Origin of the sequence: Enterobacter cloacae subsp. cloacae ATCC 13047, from assembly GCF_000025565.1 — a bacterium.
Lineage (GTDB): Bacteria > Pseudomonadota > Gammaproteobacteria > Enterobacterales > Enterobacteriaceae > Enterobacter > Enterobacter cloacae.
In genome coordinates this window covers 3464993-3480597 of sequence record NC_014121.1, presented here as the reverse complement: position 1 = coordinate 3480597, position 15605 = coordinate 3464993, and the positions used below count along the sequence as shown (strand labels likewise).

Sequence of the window (15605 nt, the reverse complement as noted above, 5' to 3'; positions counted from 1 at the left end):
TGAGGGGGCGTTTAGCTATGCAATCCTGCACGCATCCGCTTCCCAGCGGTATCCCACGCCATACACCGCGCGAATAAATGACTGTTCGGCGTCGAGCGCCTCCAGCTTACGGCGCAGGTTTTTGATGTGGCTGTCGATGGTGCGGTCCGTCACCACGCGGTAATCGTCATACAGGTGGTTGAGCAGCTGCTCGCGAGAGAACACTTTCCCCGGCTCGTGGGAAAGGGTTTTCAGCAGGCGGAACTCAGCAGGCGTGAGATCGAGAAGCTTGCTGCGCCAGCTGGCCTGGAAGCGGCTCTCATCAACAATCAGCGGGCTTTCGGCGTCCAGCACCTGAAGCTCGCGCTGCGGCTTACAGCGACGCAGAATGGTTTTCACGCGGGCGACCACTTCACGCGGGCTGTAGGGTTTGCAGATGTAATCGTCCGCGCCAATTTCGAGTCCCAGCAGGCGGTCGATCTCTTCGATTTTTGCCGTCACCATGACGATCGGCACGTCGGAGAAGCGACGAATTTCCCGGCACAGGGTCAGGCCGTCCGTGCCGGGGAGCATCAAATCCAGCAGGATCAGATCCGGCGGCGTCTGGCGCACGTACGGTAACACCTGATCGCCATGGCTGATAAGCGACGGGGCGTAGCTGGCCGCACGTAAATAGTCGATCAGTAACTGCCCAAGCTTAGGCTCGTCTTCCACAATCAAAATGCGTGGCGTGTTTTCGTCAATCGGTAATTCGGTCATGCTTCTCTCGATAAATCCCGTTCCAGCGGTAACTCTACTGTAATGCTAACCCCGCCAAAAGGCGAATGGGCGGCACGCAGGGTGCCATTGTGCGCCTCGACGATATTAACGCAAATCGCCAGTCCCAGCCCGGAGCCGCCGCTGGCACGGTTGCGGGAGCCTTCGGTGCGATAAAAACGTTCAAACAGTTTTTCCAGCTGCGCATCCTGCACGCCGGGAGCGGAGTCGGCAAAGGTGAGGGCGAAGCGGCCGTTTTCCTGTTTGCCGGAGATGTGTAGTCCGCCACCGCTGTCGGTGTATCGCAGGCTGTTTTCCAGCAGGTTGTTGAAGAGCTGCATCAGACGATCTTTATCGCCAAACACCACCGCGCTGTCCGGCAGGGAGAGGTCAATGGTCAGGTTGCGGCTGGCAAAACGTTCGCGGAAAGCCCCGCTGATGACCTCCAGAATGTTGATTACGTCCACCGGTGCTTTCTGGTAGGCCAGCGCCCCTTCGTCTGACATAGAGAGCTGGTGCAGATCGTCTACCAGTTTGGTCAGCGTACCCACTTCCGCCTGCAGCGAAGCCACGGATTCGGGCGTGAACTTGCGCACGCCGTCCTGAATGGCCTCCAGTTCGCCGCGCAGCACTGCCAGCGGGGTGCGCAGCTCGTGTGAAATATCGGCCATAAAATCGCGCCGCATCTGCTGGTTTTTCTCCAGCGTACTGGCGAGCTGGTTAAAATCCTGCGCCAGCTTGCCCAGCTCATCCTGGCTGCGCGTGTCCACGCGGGTGGAAAAATCCCCGGCGGCCAGTTTATGCGTGCCTTCCACCAGCCTTTTCACCGGGGCGAGCAGGCCCCGCGCCAGCGGGAAGGTGGCAAGCGCGGCCAGCAGCGTGGAGAGGATGACGATCAGCCAACTGGCCCGGCGCTGCTGACGATCGAAGTTGATATCGGTGTTGCGCGTCAGGCGTTCCACTGGCGAGGCGATAACCCAGCCGACGGTAGCGTTATTCACTTTGATTGCCCGCCGGGTGCCGTCCGGGGGGATGGGCGCACGAGGGCCAACCAGCGTGCGCATATCCTGGTCGATCACCCAGAACTGGGTGCGCCAGCCATGGGGTGGCATGCCCGGGCCGGGGCGGTCATCGCCGCTATCGTGCTCCAGCGAGCGCAGGATCTGGAAGATAAAACGGTCATTGTTGCGTAAAAAACGCCAGTTCCCGTGCTGGGCATACTGCTCGCTCAGTGCATCGCTCAAACCCTGCAGGCGCTGCTCATTACCATGCTTAATGTAATCGATAAAACCGCGCTCAAAGCTGAGCCGTACGGCCCAGTGCATGGTGATCAGCAGGACAATACAGGTGGCAAAAATTGCCAGAAAGAGCTTACCGGTAATGCCCGGACGCCAGAATTTCATGATCCACTCCTTTTACTGCGCCGGATAACGACGTTCTTACGGGTATCATCCGGCACACGGGCGAAGATGAAAGCGGGCAGGGCGATGATAACCGCCATGCTGAGATACGTGTATAAAAAGACCTGATGCGCCACCGGCGTGTCGACGCTGAGATGGTGCTGACCGTACATGCCGAGCAGTAAACCGGCAATGGTGACCCCCACGCTCATGGAGAGCTGCATGATCATCGACAGCAGACTGTTGCCGCTGCTTGCCAGTTCGTCCGGCAGATCCTTCAGCGTCAGGGTGTTCATCGACGAGAAGCGCATGGAGTTAATAATGCCCTGGCAGAACAGCACCAGCGGCAGGGCGTAGTACCAGCCCATCAGCGCTACAGCCATAAACAGCAGGCTGACCAGTGCCAGCCCCAGCGTGGCAGTCACCAGCACGTGGCGATAACCAAAGCGGTTAACCACCTGCACCACAATGCGCTTCATTCCCATGCTGCCCAGCACCATCGGGATCATCATCAGCCCCGCGTGAAACGGTGAAAAGCCCATACCGATTTGCAGGAACACGGGTGTCATAAACGGCAGCATGCCGCTGCCCACGCGCCCCGCAAAACTTCCGAACAGGCCAAGCCGGTAAGTAGGGTTTTTAAACAGCGTCAGGCTGAACAGCGCCCGGTCGTTTCCTCTGGCATGCCACAGATACCACAGAATGGCGCTCATCCCGATAACGATCAGAATGGCGAGTGTCAGTGAGGAGATTCCCAGCCCTTTTTGCCCGTCGAGAGCGAGGGTCAGCGTCGCCATACCGGTGGCGAGCAACAGAAAACCGATTACATCAAAGCGCCGCGTCTGCAGGGTGTAGTTGGGCATCAATGCCAGGGTGGCGATAGCGCCAATAATGCCCACCGGCAGGTTGATGAGGAAAATCCAGTGCCAGGAGGCATATTCCACGAGTATCCCGCCCAGCGCCGGACCAAGCAACGGACCCACCTGGCCTGGTAAGGTCACAAAAGTCATTGCCGCCATATACTGCTCGCGCGGGACGATTTTCATCACCGTCAGTCGCCCGACTGGCACCATCATAGCCCCACCGACGCCCTGCAGAACGCGTGCCATCACCAGCTGATCCAGCGTATTCGCCATCGCGCAACACAGCGACCCCGCGGTAAACAGCACGATAGCGGTGAAGAAGATATTGCGCACCCCCACTTTGTCCGCCAGCCAGCCGCTGGCAGGGAGCATCACGGCAACGGTCAGCACATAGGAGACAATCACCATATGCATGTGCAGCGGGCTCTCCCCCAGGCTTTTTGCCATTGAGGGGAGGGCGGTGTTGACGATGGTAGTATCCAGCGACTGCATAAAAAAGCCGAAGGCCACTATCCATAATTGCCAGCGAACGTTACTGGGAAGATCAGTCATTTACCCGGTCACCGTGGTTCTGTTTTTACGTGAAAAACGCAGCCGCAGGCGGTCAAAGAACAGATAGACCACCGGCGTGGTGTAGAGCGTCAGGAGCTGACTCATCACCAGCCCACCGACAATAGTGATCCCCAGCGGCTGGCGCAGCTCTGAACCATCGCCACCGGAGATCACCAGCGGCAGCGCGCCAAACAGCGCCGCCAGCGTGGTCATCATGATCGGACGAAAACGCAGCAGGCAGGCCTGGAAAATCGCCTCTTCTGGCGTCAGGTTGCCGTTACGCTGAGCCTCCAGCGCAAAGTCCACCATCATGATGGCGTTTTTCTTCACAATACCAATTAACAGCATGATCCCGATTAAGGCGATGAGGCTAAAGGGCGCGCCAAACAGCTCCAGCGCCAGCAACGCCCCCACGCCTGCCGATGGTAGCGTCGAGAGAATGGTCAGCGGATGAACATAGCTCTCATACAGCACGCCAAGCACGATATAGACCGTGGCAATGGCCGCCAGAATCAAAATCACCTGCGAATTCATCGTCTCCTGGAAGACCTGCGCGGTCCCGGCAAAACTGCCGCGCACGGTCGAGGGCACGCCGAGCTGGGTCATGGCACGGTCGATGGCCTCGCTGGCCTCGGAAAGCGACGAGCCGGTGGGCAGGTTAAAGGAGATTGTGGACGCTGCCGACAACCCCTGATGGTTCACAGAGAGCGGCGCGTTAGCGGGTCGCCAGCTGGCGAAATAAGAGAGCGGGATCGCTTTACCGTCGTTGTTAATGACAAACATTTTATCCAGCGCGCTGATGTCCTGGGTATAGCGCGGGTCCACTTCCATCACCACCTTGTACTGGTTCATTGGCTGATAGATGGTGGAAATCTCGCGCTGGCCAAAAGCGTTGTTCAGCAGACTGTTGGCGGCTTCAACGTTAATGCCCAGCCGCGACATGGTTTCACGATCGTAGGTCAACGCCATCTCTGCCCCGTTGTCCTGCTGATCGGAGTTCACGTCCGCCAGCTGCGGCAGGGCGGCCAGCGCTTTACGGATTTTGGGCTCCCACTCGCGCAGCGCGGCCAGATCGTCAGAGAGCAGGGTGTACTGGTAGCTGGCGTTCGCCTGACGTCCGCCCACGCGGATATCCTGAACGGCCATCAAAAACAGGTTGGCGCCTGGCTCTTTGGCGAGCTTCATTCGCAGCCGGTCTATCACCTGCTGCGCCGTTTCATTGCGCTCGCCGCGCGGCTTAAGGGTGATAAACATCATCCCGCTGTTAACGCGTGACCCGCCGGTAAAGCCGGTGACGTTATCCACCGCCTTGTCTTCGCGGATGATCTTCATAAAATCCTGCAGCTTGCCGCGCATCGCCTGGAAGGAAATACTCTGGTCAGCCTGGATGCCGCCCATCAGCACGCCGGTGTCCTGCTCCGGGAAGAAGGTTTTCGGGATGGAGATATACAGCCAGACGTTGAGCGCGATGGTGCCGACAAGCACCAGACCAACCAGCCGCGTATGGTTGAGCACCCACTTCAGCGATTTTCCGTACCCTTCCTGCATTGCCAACAGGAAACGGCCAAACCCTTTACGACGCGGCTGCGAGTGCGGTTTGCTGCGCTTTAGCATCCAGCCGCACATCATTGGCGTGAGCGTTAGCGAGATAATCAGCGAGATGCCGATAGCCACCGAAAGGGTGACGGCAAATTCGCGCAGCAGTCGCCCCGGCAGCCCGCCCATCAACAGCAGCGGCAGGAAGACCGCCACCAGCGACAGGCTCATGGAGAGCACCGTAAAGCCCACTTCGCGCGTGCCCTGCAGGGCGGCCTGCAGCGGTTTTACCCCGGCTTCCAGATGGCGGGAAATATTCTCCAGCACCACGATGGCGTCATCCACCACAAAGCCGGTGGCGATGGTCAGCGCCATCAGCGACAGGTTGTTCAGGCTAAAGCCGCACAGGTACATGGCGGCGAAGGTACCAATCAGCGACACCGGTACCGCAACGGCGGGAATAAGCGTTGCGCGGCCCGAGCGCAGAAACAGGAACACCACCAGGATCACCAGCCCGACGGAGATCACCAGCGTCTGTTCCACCTCTTCAAGCGAGGCGCGAATGGTCGGCGAACGATCCTGGGCAATCTGCAGATCAATAGCGGCCGGAATGGTCTTCTGTAACTCCGGCAGACGCGCGCGAATGCTGTTTACCGTTTCAATAATATTGGCTTCCGGCAGCTTGCGGATCATCAGCAAGATGGCCGGTTTGGCGTTGGTCATCCCGGCGTTGCGCACGTCCTGCACCGAGTCGGTGACGCTGGCTACGTCGCTTAAACGTACCGCCGCGCCGTTATTGTAGTGGATGATGAGCGGCTGATATTCGGCGGCGGTTTTGAGCTCGTCGTTGGTCTGGATCTGCCAGCGGTGGCTGTTGCTCTCTATCGCCCCCTGCGGCCTGCGCACGTTGGCGCTGCTGATGGCGGAGCGCACATCATCCAGCGACACGCCCTGGTTAAACAGCGCCTGCGGGTTCAGGCCGACGCGCACGGCGGGCAGGGAGCTACCGCCAACGCTCACGTCACCCACGCCGTTTATTTGTGAGATCGTCTGCGCCAGCTGGGTCGACGCAAAGTCGTAGAGCTGCCCCTGGGAATAGGTATCCGAGGTCAGCGTCAGGATCATGATCGGCGCGTCGGACGGGTTGGCTTTACGGTAGGTCGGGCGGCTTGGCATTCCGCTCGGCAGCAGGCTTTGCGCGGCGTTGATCGCCGCCTGCACGTCGCGCGCCGCACCGTTAATATCCCGGTCGAAGCTGAACTCCAGAATGATGCGCGTGCTGCCGAGCGAGCTGCTGGAGGTCATCTCGTTGACCCCCGCAATTCGCCCGAGCGAGCGTTCCAGTGGTGTGGCAACCGACGAGGCCATGGTCTCCGGCGACGCGCCCGGCAGCGATGCGCTGACCATGATCACCGGAAAATCCACCTGCGGCAGGGGGGCTACCGGCAGCAGGCGGAAGCCCAGCACGCCGCACAGCGTAATGGCGAGCGAGATTAAAATCGTCGCCACCGGGCGGTAAATGAAGAGGGCGAAAAACTTCACTTACGCCTCCTCTTCACGTTTCGGGAAGCGGCTTTTGGTCCACAGGGCCAGTTGGTCAAACAGCAGGTAAATCACCGGCGTGGTGAACAGCGTCAGCACCTGGCTCACCAGCAGACCACCGACCATGCCGATACCCAGCGGACGGCGCAGCTCAGCACCGACGCCGGTACTGAGCATCAGCGGCAGTGCGCCCAGCAGGGCGGCGAGCGTGGTCATCAGGATCGGACGAAAACGCAACAGACAGGCCTGGAAGATGGCGTCTCGCGGCGACATGCCCTGCTCGCGCTCGGCGGCAAGGGCGAAGTCGATCATCATGATGGCGTTTTTCTTCACGATCCCGATAAGCAGGATGATGCCGATAATGGCGATGACGTCCAGTTCGCTGCCCGCCAGCATCAGGGCCAGTAGCGCACCTACCCCGGCGGTCGGCAGGGTGGAGAGGATGGTGATTGGGTGGATAAAGCTTTCGTACAGCACCCCAAGGACGATGTACATCGCCACCACCGCAGCCACGATCAGCCAGATGGTATTGCCCAGCGCAGCCTGGAACGCCAGGGTGCTGCCCTGGAACTGGGTCTGAATATCAGACGGGAAGTTGAGTTCTTTCTCCGCGCCCAGAATGGCCTCGACCGCTTCACCCAGCGAATAGTTGTCCGGTACGTTGAACGAGATGGTGGTGGACGGGAACTGATCGAGATGGTTAATCGACAGCGGCGTATAACGCTCCTCCACGCTGGCTATGGCGCTTAACGGCACAATACCACCGTCTTTGCTGGTCAGGCGCACCGAGTCCAGCGCGGCCAGGCCGGGCGTGTTATCGGTGTTGTGTTCCAGCACCACGCGATACTGATTCGCCTGGGTATAAATGGTGGAGATGAGGCGCTGACCAAAGGCGTTATAAAGCGCGTTGTCCACGTCGGACATGGTGATGCCCAGCCGGCTGGCAGTATCGCGATTGACGTTCACATATGCCGCCAGCCCTTTGTCCTGCCAGTCGCTGCTGACGTCAGAAAGCTGCGGCAGCGCCTTGAGTTTGTTGACCAGTTGCGGTACCCACGTGCTCAGCGCATCAAGGCTGGTGGCCTGAAGCGTGAACTGGTACTGCGTGCGGCTGACCTGGGTATCGATGGTCAAATCCTGAATTGGCTGCAGGTAAAGTTCAATGCCCGGCACGCGCGCCACGGCAGTTTGCAGCCGCTCAATGACGGCGTTGACCCGATCGTCGCGGTCGTCCAGCGGCTTGAGGTTGATCTGCAGACGCGCACTGTTCAGCGACGGGTTGGTGCCATCGACGCCCACGTACGCGGTCAGGCTTTCCACCGCCGGATCTTTCATGATGATGTCAGAGACCTGCTGCTGACGCTGCGCCATACTGGCGAAGGAGACCGACTGGGGCGCCTGAAGCGTGCCCTGAATAATGCCGTTGTCCTGAATCGGGAAGAAGCCTTTCGGGATAACGATCCACAAAATGACGCTGAGCGCCAGCGTGCCGAGCGCCACGCCGAGCGTCGCCCACGGGTGGTTAAGCACTTTTGCCAGCACCCGGCCGTAAGCGGCAATGATCTGTTCGAACATCCGCTCAGAGGCGCGAGAGAAGCGGTTTTGCTTGCGCAGGGATTCATGGCTCAGCATACGGGCGCACATCATTGGCGTCAGGGTCAGCGACACCACGGCAGAGATCAGAATGGCGACCGCCAGCGTGACGGCAAACTCGCGGAACAGCCGCCCGACGATATCGCCCATAAACAGCAGCGGGATCAGCACCGCAATCAGCGAGAAGGTCAGCGAGATAATGGTAAATCCGATCTCACCTGCACCTTTCAGCGCAGCGGCCAGCGGTTTTTCGCCTTTCTCGATATAGCGCGAGATGTTCTCGATCACGACGATGGCGTCATCCACCACGAAGCCGGTGGCGATGGTGAGCGCCATCAGCGTCAGGTTGTTGATCGAAAAATCGAGGAACACCATCACGGCAAATGTTCCCACCAGCGAGAGCGGCACGGCAACGGCGGGAATGATGGTTGCCGGTACGTTGCGCAGGAACAGATAGATGATCATCACCACCAGCGCAATCGCCAGCATCAGCTCAAACTGGGTATCGGTAACCGACGCGCGAATGTTGGTGGTGCGGTCGGAAAGCACCTTCACCGTGACCGATTTTGGCAGGCTTTCAATAAGCTGCGGGAGCATGGTGCGAATGCTGTCGGCGGTTTCAATGATGTTAGCGCCCGGCTGGCGCTGCACGTTCATCACAATCGCCTGCTGTTTGTTGGCCCACGCACCCAGCCAGCTGTTTTCCGCGCCTTGCTCAACGGTGGCGACGTCACCCAGACGTACCGGCGCACCGTTCTGGTAGGCAATAATCAGCTGACGGTACTCATCGGCAGACTGCATCTGATCGTTGGCCGAGAGCGTCACGGCGCGGGTGGGGCCGTCCAGCGAGCCTTTCGCCGAGTTGACGTTGGCGTTGCTGATGGCGGTGCGGATGGTTTCGCTGGTCAGCCCCAGCGCAGCGATGGCCTGCGCATTAAGCTTCACGCGCACCGCCGGGCGTTGTCCGCCCGCCAGCGTTACCAGCCCGACGCCGGAGACCTGGGAAATTTTCTGCGCCACGCGGGTTTCGACCATGTCTTCCACCTGCGTCATTGGCATGGCGGAAGAGGTGACAGCAAGGGTCATGATCGGCGGATCCGCCGGGTTTACTTTGCTGTAGACCGGCGGGTTAGGCAGGTCTGACGGCAGCAGGTTGGTGGCAGCGTTGATCGCAGCCTGCACCTCCTGCTCGGCCACGTCCAGCGACAGCGAGAGCTGGAACTGCAGCGTTACCACCGATGCCCCACCGGAGCTTTGCGATGACATCTGTTTCAGGCCCGACATCTGACCAAACTGGCGTTCCAGCGGTGCGGTAATGGCGGAGGTCACCACATCCGGGCTGGCGCCAGGATAGAGGGTAACGACCTGAATGGTGGGGTAATCCACTTCCGGCAGCGCCGAGACGGGCAGGAAGCGATAGCCAATAATCCCGGCGAGCAGAATCGCCACCATCAGCAGCGTGGTGGCAACAGGGCGCAGAATAAACAGGCGTGATGGCCCACCTGTTGCGCCTGGCGGCATGACCTGCATCAGGAGTTCGCTCCCTGTTTCGCGGGTTCAACCACTTCGACTTTGGCGCCTTCGGTCAGACGATCGATACCGTCCGTCACCACGCGGTCGCCCGCAGAGAGTCCGGCGCTGATCACAACCGTCTGGCTGTCCTGAATCCCGGTTTTCACCAGGTGCTTGCTGACTTTATTGTCGCTGTTCAGCACCCAGACGAAGTTGCCTTCGTTGCCCATCTGCAGCGCGGCGGTGGGGATCACCACCGCGTTTTCTTCCGTCGCCACCAGCATGCGTGCATTTACAAACTGATTCGGGAAGAGGGCGTCGTCCTGGTTGTTAAAGCGCGCTTTCAGCTTGATGGTGCCGGTGGTGGTGTCGATCTGGTTATCCAGGCTAAGCAAAGAACCTTCGCTCAATTTCTGCTTGTTGGTACGGTCCCAGGCTTCCACCACCAGCCCCTTTCCGGCTTTCTGCGCCTGCACCACCGTCGCAATTTCGCTTTCCGGCAGGGTGAAGACTAAATCAATCGGGTGGGTCTGGGTTATGACCACGATGCCCGTGGTATCACCGCTTGAGATCTGGTTGCCGATATCGACCTGCTTGAGGCCAACGCGTCCGTCAATTGGCGCGGTGATGCGGCTCCAGTCGAGCTGCAGCTGTGCGCTGGCCACCGCGGCCTCGTCAGCTTTGATGGTGCCCTGCGTTTCGCTGACCAGCGATTGCTGCGTGTCCAGCTCCTGACGAGAGACCAGATTGGTTTTCACCAGCTGCTGATAGCGCGCCAGATCGCGCCGGGCGTTAGCGAGCGTGGCTTTGTCTTTGGCAAGCTGTCCCTGAGCCTGGGCAAGGGCGACTTTGAACTGGCTTGGGTCGATCTCGGCCAGTAAATCGCCAGCTTTCACCTGCTGACCTTCCTGGAAGTGGATCGCCATGAGCTGACCGTCGACGCGGCTGCGTACCGTGACGGTGTTGGCGGCGGTAATGGTCCCGAGGCCTGTGAGATAGCGAGGCACGGCTTTATTCACCGCAGTGGCCGCCTGAACCGGTGCCAGCGCGCCGCCGCGCATACCGTGACGTCCCCCGCCCGCAGGGCGTTTTGACTGACTGCTGGCGCCTGCCGGAGTAGAAGGCTCGGCGGATTGAGTGTGCCAGTACCAGGCGGCGGCAAGGACCACCACAATGATGCCAGCGGCGATTGCCCAGCGGGATTTATGACTGCCTTTCATCGTTATACGTTCTCATCCTGAAACACTTCGGGGAATGATACTAGTTTAGTCAGGTCAGTCGGCAGAAAAATGGAGGAAATATGGAAGACTGTCGGGAATTGTCTGAATGGCGGAGAGGGCAATGTGACACCGTGTGCACGGACATAAGATGCTATCTCATCGCTTTGAGTGAAAGCGGCGAAGAACAGCAACACGTTGTGATAAATGCGCGAAATAAACCGTATCATTCGAATACCAGGATTTTTATATTATTCGCGGAATATTCTTATTTTTATAAATAACCACGAAAATAATGAATTTCTCGTGCGTTATTACTTTTAGGTTGCGTATAAGAATTTTCCTTGATTTATTTATTTGCGTTAGGAATATTTCATTTTTTACTAAAATGGGTTGTTTTTGTAGCATTTTTTTAACAAGTTTTTTCTTTTCTGAGGGTTTTCATAGTTTATTGATTTGAAATGTTTTTTAATCCTTTGAATCTTTTTTTAATTTTGATTTGCATCAAAAAGCAAGAATGGATGCAAATTCTTTAATTTTATTATTTTTTAGATTTAAAAACTTAATTGTGAATTTTTATGGTTTTAAGTTCTAATCTGTAGGCATTTGCTTATCTTCCAGACAAGAAAATTCCTAATAATGTTGAGGATTTGATAATTTCATGCTGTTGCTGTTAACAATATCTCGGAACATAATTTTTCGGCGCGGCAATTCTCGCTCGCAATTAAATGGAGCTTCCCGGTTACTTATTATGAAAAGTGCCAGGTTGCGCGTTTGTTCTTAGGAGAAGAAAATGAAAAAATTATTACTGGTGGCCTCTCTGGTTTCTGTTTTCGCAGCAGCAAATGCAATGGCTGATGTTACTGCATCTGCCACTGCGTCATGGGATGCTACAGCAACAAAAGATACAACTAGCATGCTGGTTGTTACTCCGCTGAACTCCCTGACATTCCAGTATGCGGAAGGTCTGAATGCTTTTAATACTCAGGATGGTGCTTTTGACATTACGATCCAGGGTCAGGAAAGTGCAACCGACTTTGAACTGACTGCACAGGTCATTAGCAATACCCTAACCAATGCAAGCGGCGATGCATCTACTCTGGATGTCGGTGTTGCCTGGAACGGTAATGCACTTTCCAGTTCTGCTGAAACCGTTCTGGTTAATGCCTCATCAACTTCTGGTCTGGAAAGTCTGATGGCTGACGGTGCTTATAACGGTGCTGAACGCGTGAGCGATCAGTCCAGCTTTAAGTTCTCTATCGCCTCTGCGACGTCTGATGGTTCAACAGCTGTCACTGACTATTCTGCTTTGCCTGATGGCTACTGGACAGGCGATGTGAAAGTACAGTTCAACGCGACCTGGACCACGCCTGCGTAATGAATGAAAAAATTCGGGAGATTTTTCTCCCGAATTTCTTAGGAATGTACTGATGAATAAATATTTACCCTTTGCCATATTGGCGGGGATCGCTACGTCTTTTTCCAGTTGGGCAATTAATGTGGGTGATATCACGTCGATAATGACTTCCGAGCAGAGTTCATTATCGAAAGAAATTATCAACACGACGAATTCCGCACGCTATGTCAGCGTTACGGTGAAACGACTCTCATCACCGTTGCCTGATGGCACCGAAATAAGCATTAATCCAGGCGAATTACTGTCTACACCCGCCAGCCTTATTCTTCCAGGCGACGCGAAAGATGTTTTCCGCTTTTTCTATAAAGGGCCAGAGGATGATAAAGAACGCTATTATCGCCTGCAATGGATCGATGAACCTGTGAGCGAAAGCGCAGCAACGAAAGCGGGCAAAGCCGCGACGGCAACGGCTTCAGCGGAAATTGGGACTATTTTAGTTGTAGCTCCGCGTAATGAGCGCTTCAACTACAGTCGTCAGGACGATTTGATCATCAACACAGGTAATGTCTCTTTCCGCGTGATTGCCTATGGCGTGTGTAAGGATCCCGCTCAGGACCAGGGGCGGGGATGCCGGGAACGCTATTACGTTATGCCTGGAACCAAAATAAGGCTTCAAAAAAGCGATGTATCAAACAGCCGCACTCGTATTGGCATTTGGCATGGCAAGCAATTTATTACAGTGAAGTAATGCACGACGCCATTACCGGTGCCAATAATAAAATGCTGAAGTGTAAGGATGCATATGTCATTTAAATATTTTATTGGAGGGAGTGTATTTCTCTCTTTAGCGTTAACACCAGGGGCAGTTCATTCTGCCCCCGTTAAAATTGGTCATTATGTCATTCCTGGTACTTTTGCGCGCTCTCTGGAGCAAGGGATGACAGTTCCGGTGTTTATTCGGTATCAAGAGACGGACGAAAAAAGCCAGCAAAAAATTGCTGATGCGGTGATCTCATTGGTTGACGGGAATATTACAGTCAAATCGATAATGGTTTCTGACTTGCCAAACAATGCTGTGCTGGCGGATAAAACGCGCGAGATGGTAGAAAAAATAGGCAATGTGAAATTTAAGGACAACACCGCTATTGCCCTTACGCCTGAAGCACGTCTTCAACTGAACATTTCATCGTTCCACCTGGAGATGATCGTCAGCAGGGACGCGTTGACCGAGGCTGTTGTGGCGCGCAGCTCCTTGTTAGGTCCGTCAAGCGTTGACCGGTTAACTAACGTGCTCAATTACAGTTTTGGTACCTATTACAATGATTATCAAAACGGCAACAGTTCCCGCAGCTATTTAACGCTGGATAATACAACGTCACTTCGTGAGCACCATTTTAATATTAATGGTTCGGTATATGGTATTGGTGAAAGTAATGGTTCCAGCAACGTTTATCGGGCGATGTACGAGCGCGATTACGAAGGTTATCGCCTGGCATTAGGAATGCTTGATACGTGGAATGTCCAGTCTATTGCCAGTCTTAACGCCTTAAACGGCGGAAAAATCTACGGTGCAAGCTACGGAAATAAAGGCAGCACCGTTGTCGAAAATACCTCCCTTTCGCTGACCCCGATTACGGTCTTTTTACCGGCAGCTGGGGAGGTGCATGTATTTCGTGACGGACGCCTGCTGAGCGTTCAGAACTTTAACATGGGCAGCTACGAAATTGACACCAGCCGTTTCCCTTACGGGGTGTACGACGTTACGGTGGATATTGTCGTCAATGGGCGCACGGTCAATACCCGCATGAGTCGCGTAAATAAAATCTTCTCACGCCAGCAGGCGGCGGGGCTGCATGAGATCTCATGGCAGGTCTTTGGCGGTTCGCTTGATTACGATCGCGTCAGTTATAAGCGCAATCATTACCGTGACTTAGGCAGTGAACAGAGCTGGATTGGAGGGGGCGCGGCTTCTCTGACGCTGGCGGTGCTTTCCGGCCTGAATATGAAGTCAACGCTTTACGGTTTTGATTCCAATGCGGTTAACGAAACTGATATCACGTTAAATGTGAACGAATACGTGAGTGTGGGTGCGCAAACGATGCTGGCAAATGATGGAACCTGGCGAAATGTCAGCAATGTGAATGTCAGCGCACCCGGTGGATTTGGCTCAGTGTGGGCCTCTCGGGAAGACAGCAAAATTGGTGACCGTTTGCCGGTGCAAGAACGTGATAACTACTCCATTGGCGGCACGATCAACCTGGGAAGCGTTATTCCACACGGAGGATCGCTAACGCTAAGCCAGACGGAAAACCGCTATTCAGGCAATAAGTATCGCAATATAGATTACAGCACAACACTTTATGCCGGACGGTATGCCACTGTCGGTCTGCGGGCGGGTGTACAGCGCTACTTCTATAACAACACGAATGATGACGGTCGTCAGGAGCGTTATGTCAGCCTGGACTTCTCGTTACCACTGGCCTCCTGGTTAAGTGTGGGCGCATCGCGCGATCGTTACGGTGCGACGCAGGGCAATATCAGCGCTCGTAAACAGTTTAAAGATGGCCCAATCACCTCAGCAGGCGTTTCTGCCTCGACGCGCCTGAGCGGAGAGCAGAATTACGGCAACGATTATTCCGTCAATGGCAATGTCAGTTACAGCACCCAATATAACGCCGGGACGGTCTCTGTCACTCGTTCAGCAGATAACTCGACTAACATGAACTTCTCTTCTCTCGGGGCAATAGCCTGGGCTGGCGGTGATGTTGGTCTGAGTAATGAGCGACAACGCTCGGGGATCATTGTTAAAACGGGTCTGGCAGGCGATGGAAAACTGGCAGCAAAAGTCAATAACCGCAATTACCTGTTGAGCGGTAAATCGACCTTTATTGCGCTCCCTCCGTATGCGCAATACAAACTGGAAATTATGAACGACCGGAACTCCGAAGACAGCTTCGATATTGTTTCCGGACGCAAACACGCGATGAACTTGTATCCAGGGAATGTGAGCGTTGTTGCACCGGAAGTGAAAAGTATGGTGACCGTATTTGGTCGCGTCCGCTATCCCGATGGGCAACTGGCGGCGAACACAGATATCCATAATCACATAGGCAAAACTCGGACTGACGGGAAAGGTGAGTTTGCGATCGATATCGATAAAAAGTATCCCATCATTACCCTGGTATCAGCTAATGGAAGTATCTGTGAAGCCGATTTGGATCTGGATAAAGCCAGGGGGGCTGCGTGGGTGGGTGATGTTAAATGTGCACTGCAATCGACAATGGCGCAGAGGTAATTC

Annotated in this window: 9 protein-coding genes; 3 read left to right on the top strand and 6 right to left on the bottom strand. The window is 55.7% G+C overall.

The window, feature by feature from the left end; all coding sequences use genetic code 11:
* Nucleotides 1–15 precede the first annotated feature (15 nt).
* From baeR to ECL_RS16825, 6 genes are read right to left on the bottom strand one after another with little or no spacing between them, the layout of a single operon-like run.
* On the bottom strand, nt 16–738 hold the full coding sequence (baeR, locus tag ECL_RS16850) for an envelope stress response regulator BaeR (protein WP_013097904.1): 723 nt from the start codon (nt 736–738) through the stop codon (nt 16–18).
* The gene (baeS, locus tag ECL_RS16845; protein ID WP_013097903.1) at nt 735–2138 is read right to left on the bottom strand and encodes an envelope stress sensor histidine kinase BaeS; all 1404 of its coding nucleotides are present in this window, start codon (nt 2136–2138) and stop codon (nt 735–737) included. Before baeS ends, baeR begins: the two co-directional genes overlap by 4 nt.
* Entirely contained in the window at nt 2135–3550 is a 1416-nt protein-coding gene (gene mdtD / locus ECL_RS16840) for an MFS transporter (RefSeq protein ID WP_044158099.1), read from the bottom strand. The genes baeS and mdtD overlap by 4 nt, the downstream gene beginning before the upstream one ends.
* A complete protein-coding gene (gene mdtC / locus ECL_RS16835) occupies nt 3551–6628 on the bottom strand; it encodes a multidrug efflux RND transporter permease subunit MdtC (RefSeq protein ID WP_013097901.1) in 3078 nt (1025 codons plus the stop codon).
* A complete protein-coding gene (locus tag ECL_RS16830) occupies nt 6629–9751 on the bottom strand; it encodes an MdtB/MuxB family multidrug efflux RND transporter permease subunit (RefSeq protein ID WP_013097900.1) in 3123 nt (1040 codons plus the stop codon).
* Nucleotides 9751–10953, bottom strand: coding sequence for an MdtA/MuxA family multidrug efflux RND transporter periplasmic adaptor subunit (locus tag ECL_RS16825; protein ID WP_013097899.1), 1203 nt, complete (start codon nt 10951–10953; stop codon nt 9751–9753). Before ECL_RS16825 ends, ECL_RS16830 begins: the two co-directional genes overlap by 1 nt.
* A gap of 790 nt (nt 10954–11743) precedes the next feature.
* On the opposite strand from ECL_RS16825, the gene ecpA reads away from it, so the two are divergent.
* Genes ecpA through ECL_RS16810 form a run of 3 tightly spaced genes read left to right on the top strand, consistent with a single transcriptional unit; the run spans nt 11744 to nt 15602 of the window.
* The gene (gene ecpA, locus ECL_RS16820; RefSeq protein ID WP_013097898.1) at nt 11744–12328 is read left to right on the top strand and encodes a common pilus major fimbrillin subunit EcpA; all 585 of its coding nucleotides are present in this window, start codon (nt 11744–11746) and stop codon (nt 12326–12328) included.
* Between the two features lie 52 nt (nt 12329–12380).
* The gene (locus ECL_RS16815; RefSeq protein WP_013097897.1) at nt 12381–13055 is read left to right on the top strand and encodes an EcpB family pilus assembly chaperone; all 675 of its coding nucleotides are present in this window, start codon (nt 12381–12383) and stop codon (nt 13053–13055) included.
* A gap of 54 nt (nt 13056–13109) precedes the next feature.
* Nucleotides 13110–15602, top strand: a complete 2493-nt coding sequence (locus ECL_RS16810) for a TcfC E-set like domain-containing protein (RefSeq protein ID WP_013097896.1) — start codon at nt 13110–13112, stop codon at nt 15600–15602.
* Nucleotides 15603–15605: the final 3 nt, after the last annotated feature.

Excerpts from the sequence above, each read along its gene's own strand:
- ECL_RS16825 (WP_013097899.1), bottom strand. The coding sequence starts at position 10,953 with ATGAAAGGCAGTCATAAATCCCGCTGGGCAATCGCCGCTGGCATCATT.
- baeR (WP_013097904.1), bottom strand. The coding sequence starts at position 738 with ATGACCGAATTACCGATTGACGAAAACACGCCACGCATTTTGATTGTG.
- ECL_RS16810 (WP_013097896.1), top strand. The coding sequence starts at position 13,110 with ATGTCATTTAAATATTTTATTGGAGGGAGTGTATTTCTCTCTTTAGCG.
- mdtD (WP_044158099.1), bottom strand. The coding sequence starts at position 3,550 with ATGACTGATCTTCCCAGTAACGTTCGCTGGCAATTATGGATAGTGGCC.
- ECL_RS16830 (WP_013097900.1), bottom strand. The coding sequence starts at position 9,751 with ATGCAGGTCATGCCGCCAGGCGCAACAGGTGGGCCATCACGCCTGTTT.
- ecpA (WP_013097898.1), top strand. The coding sequence starts at position 11,744 with ATGAAAAAATTATTACTGGTGGCCTCTCTGGTTTCTGTTTTCGCAGCA.
- ECL_RS16815 (WP_013097897.1), top strand. The coding sequence starts at position 12,381 with ATGAATAAATATTTACCCTTTGCCATATTGGCGGGGATCGCTACGTCT.
- baeS (WP_013097903.1), bottom strand. The coding sequence starts at position 2,138 with ATGAAATTCTGGCGTCCGGGCATTACCGGTAAGCTCTTTCTGGCAATT.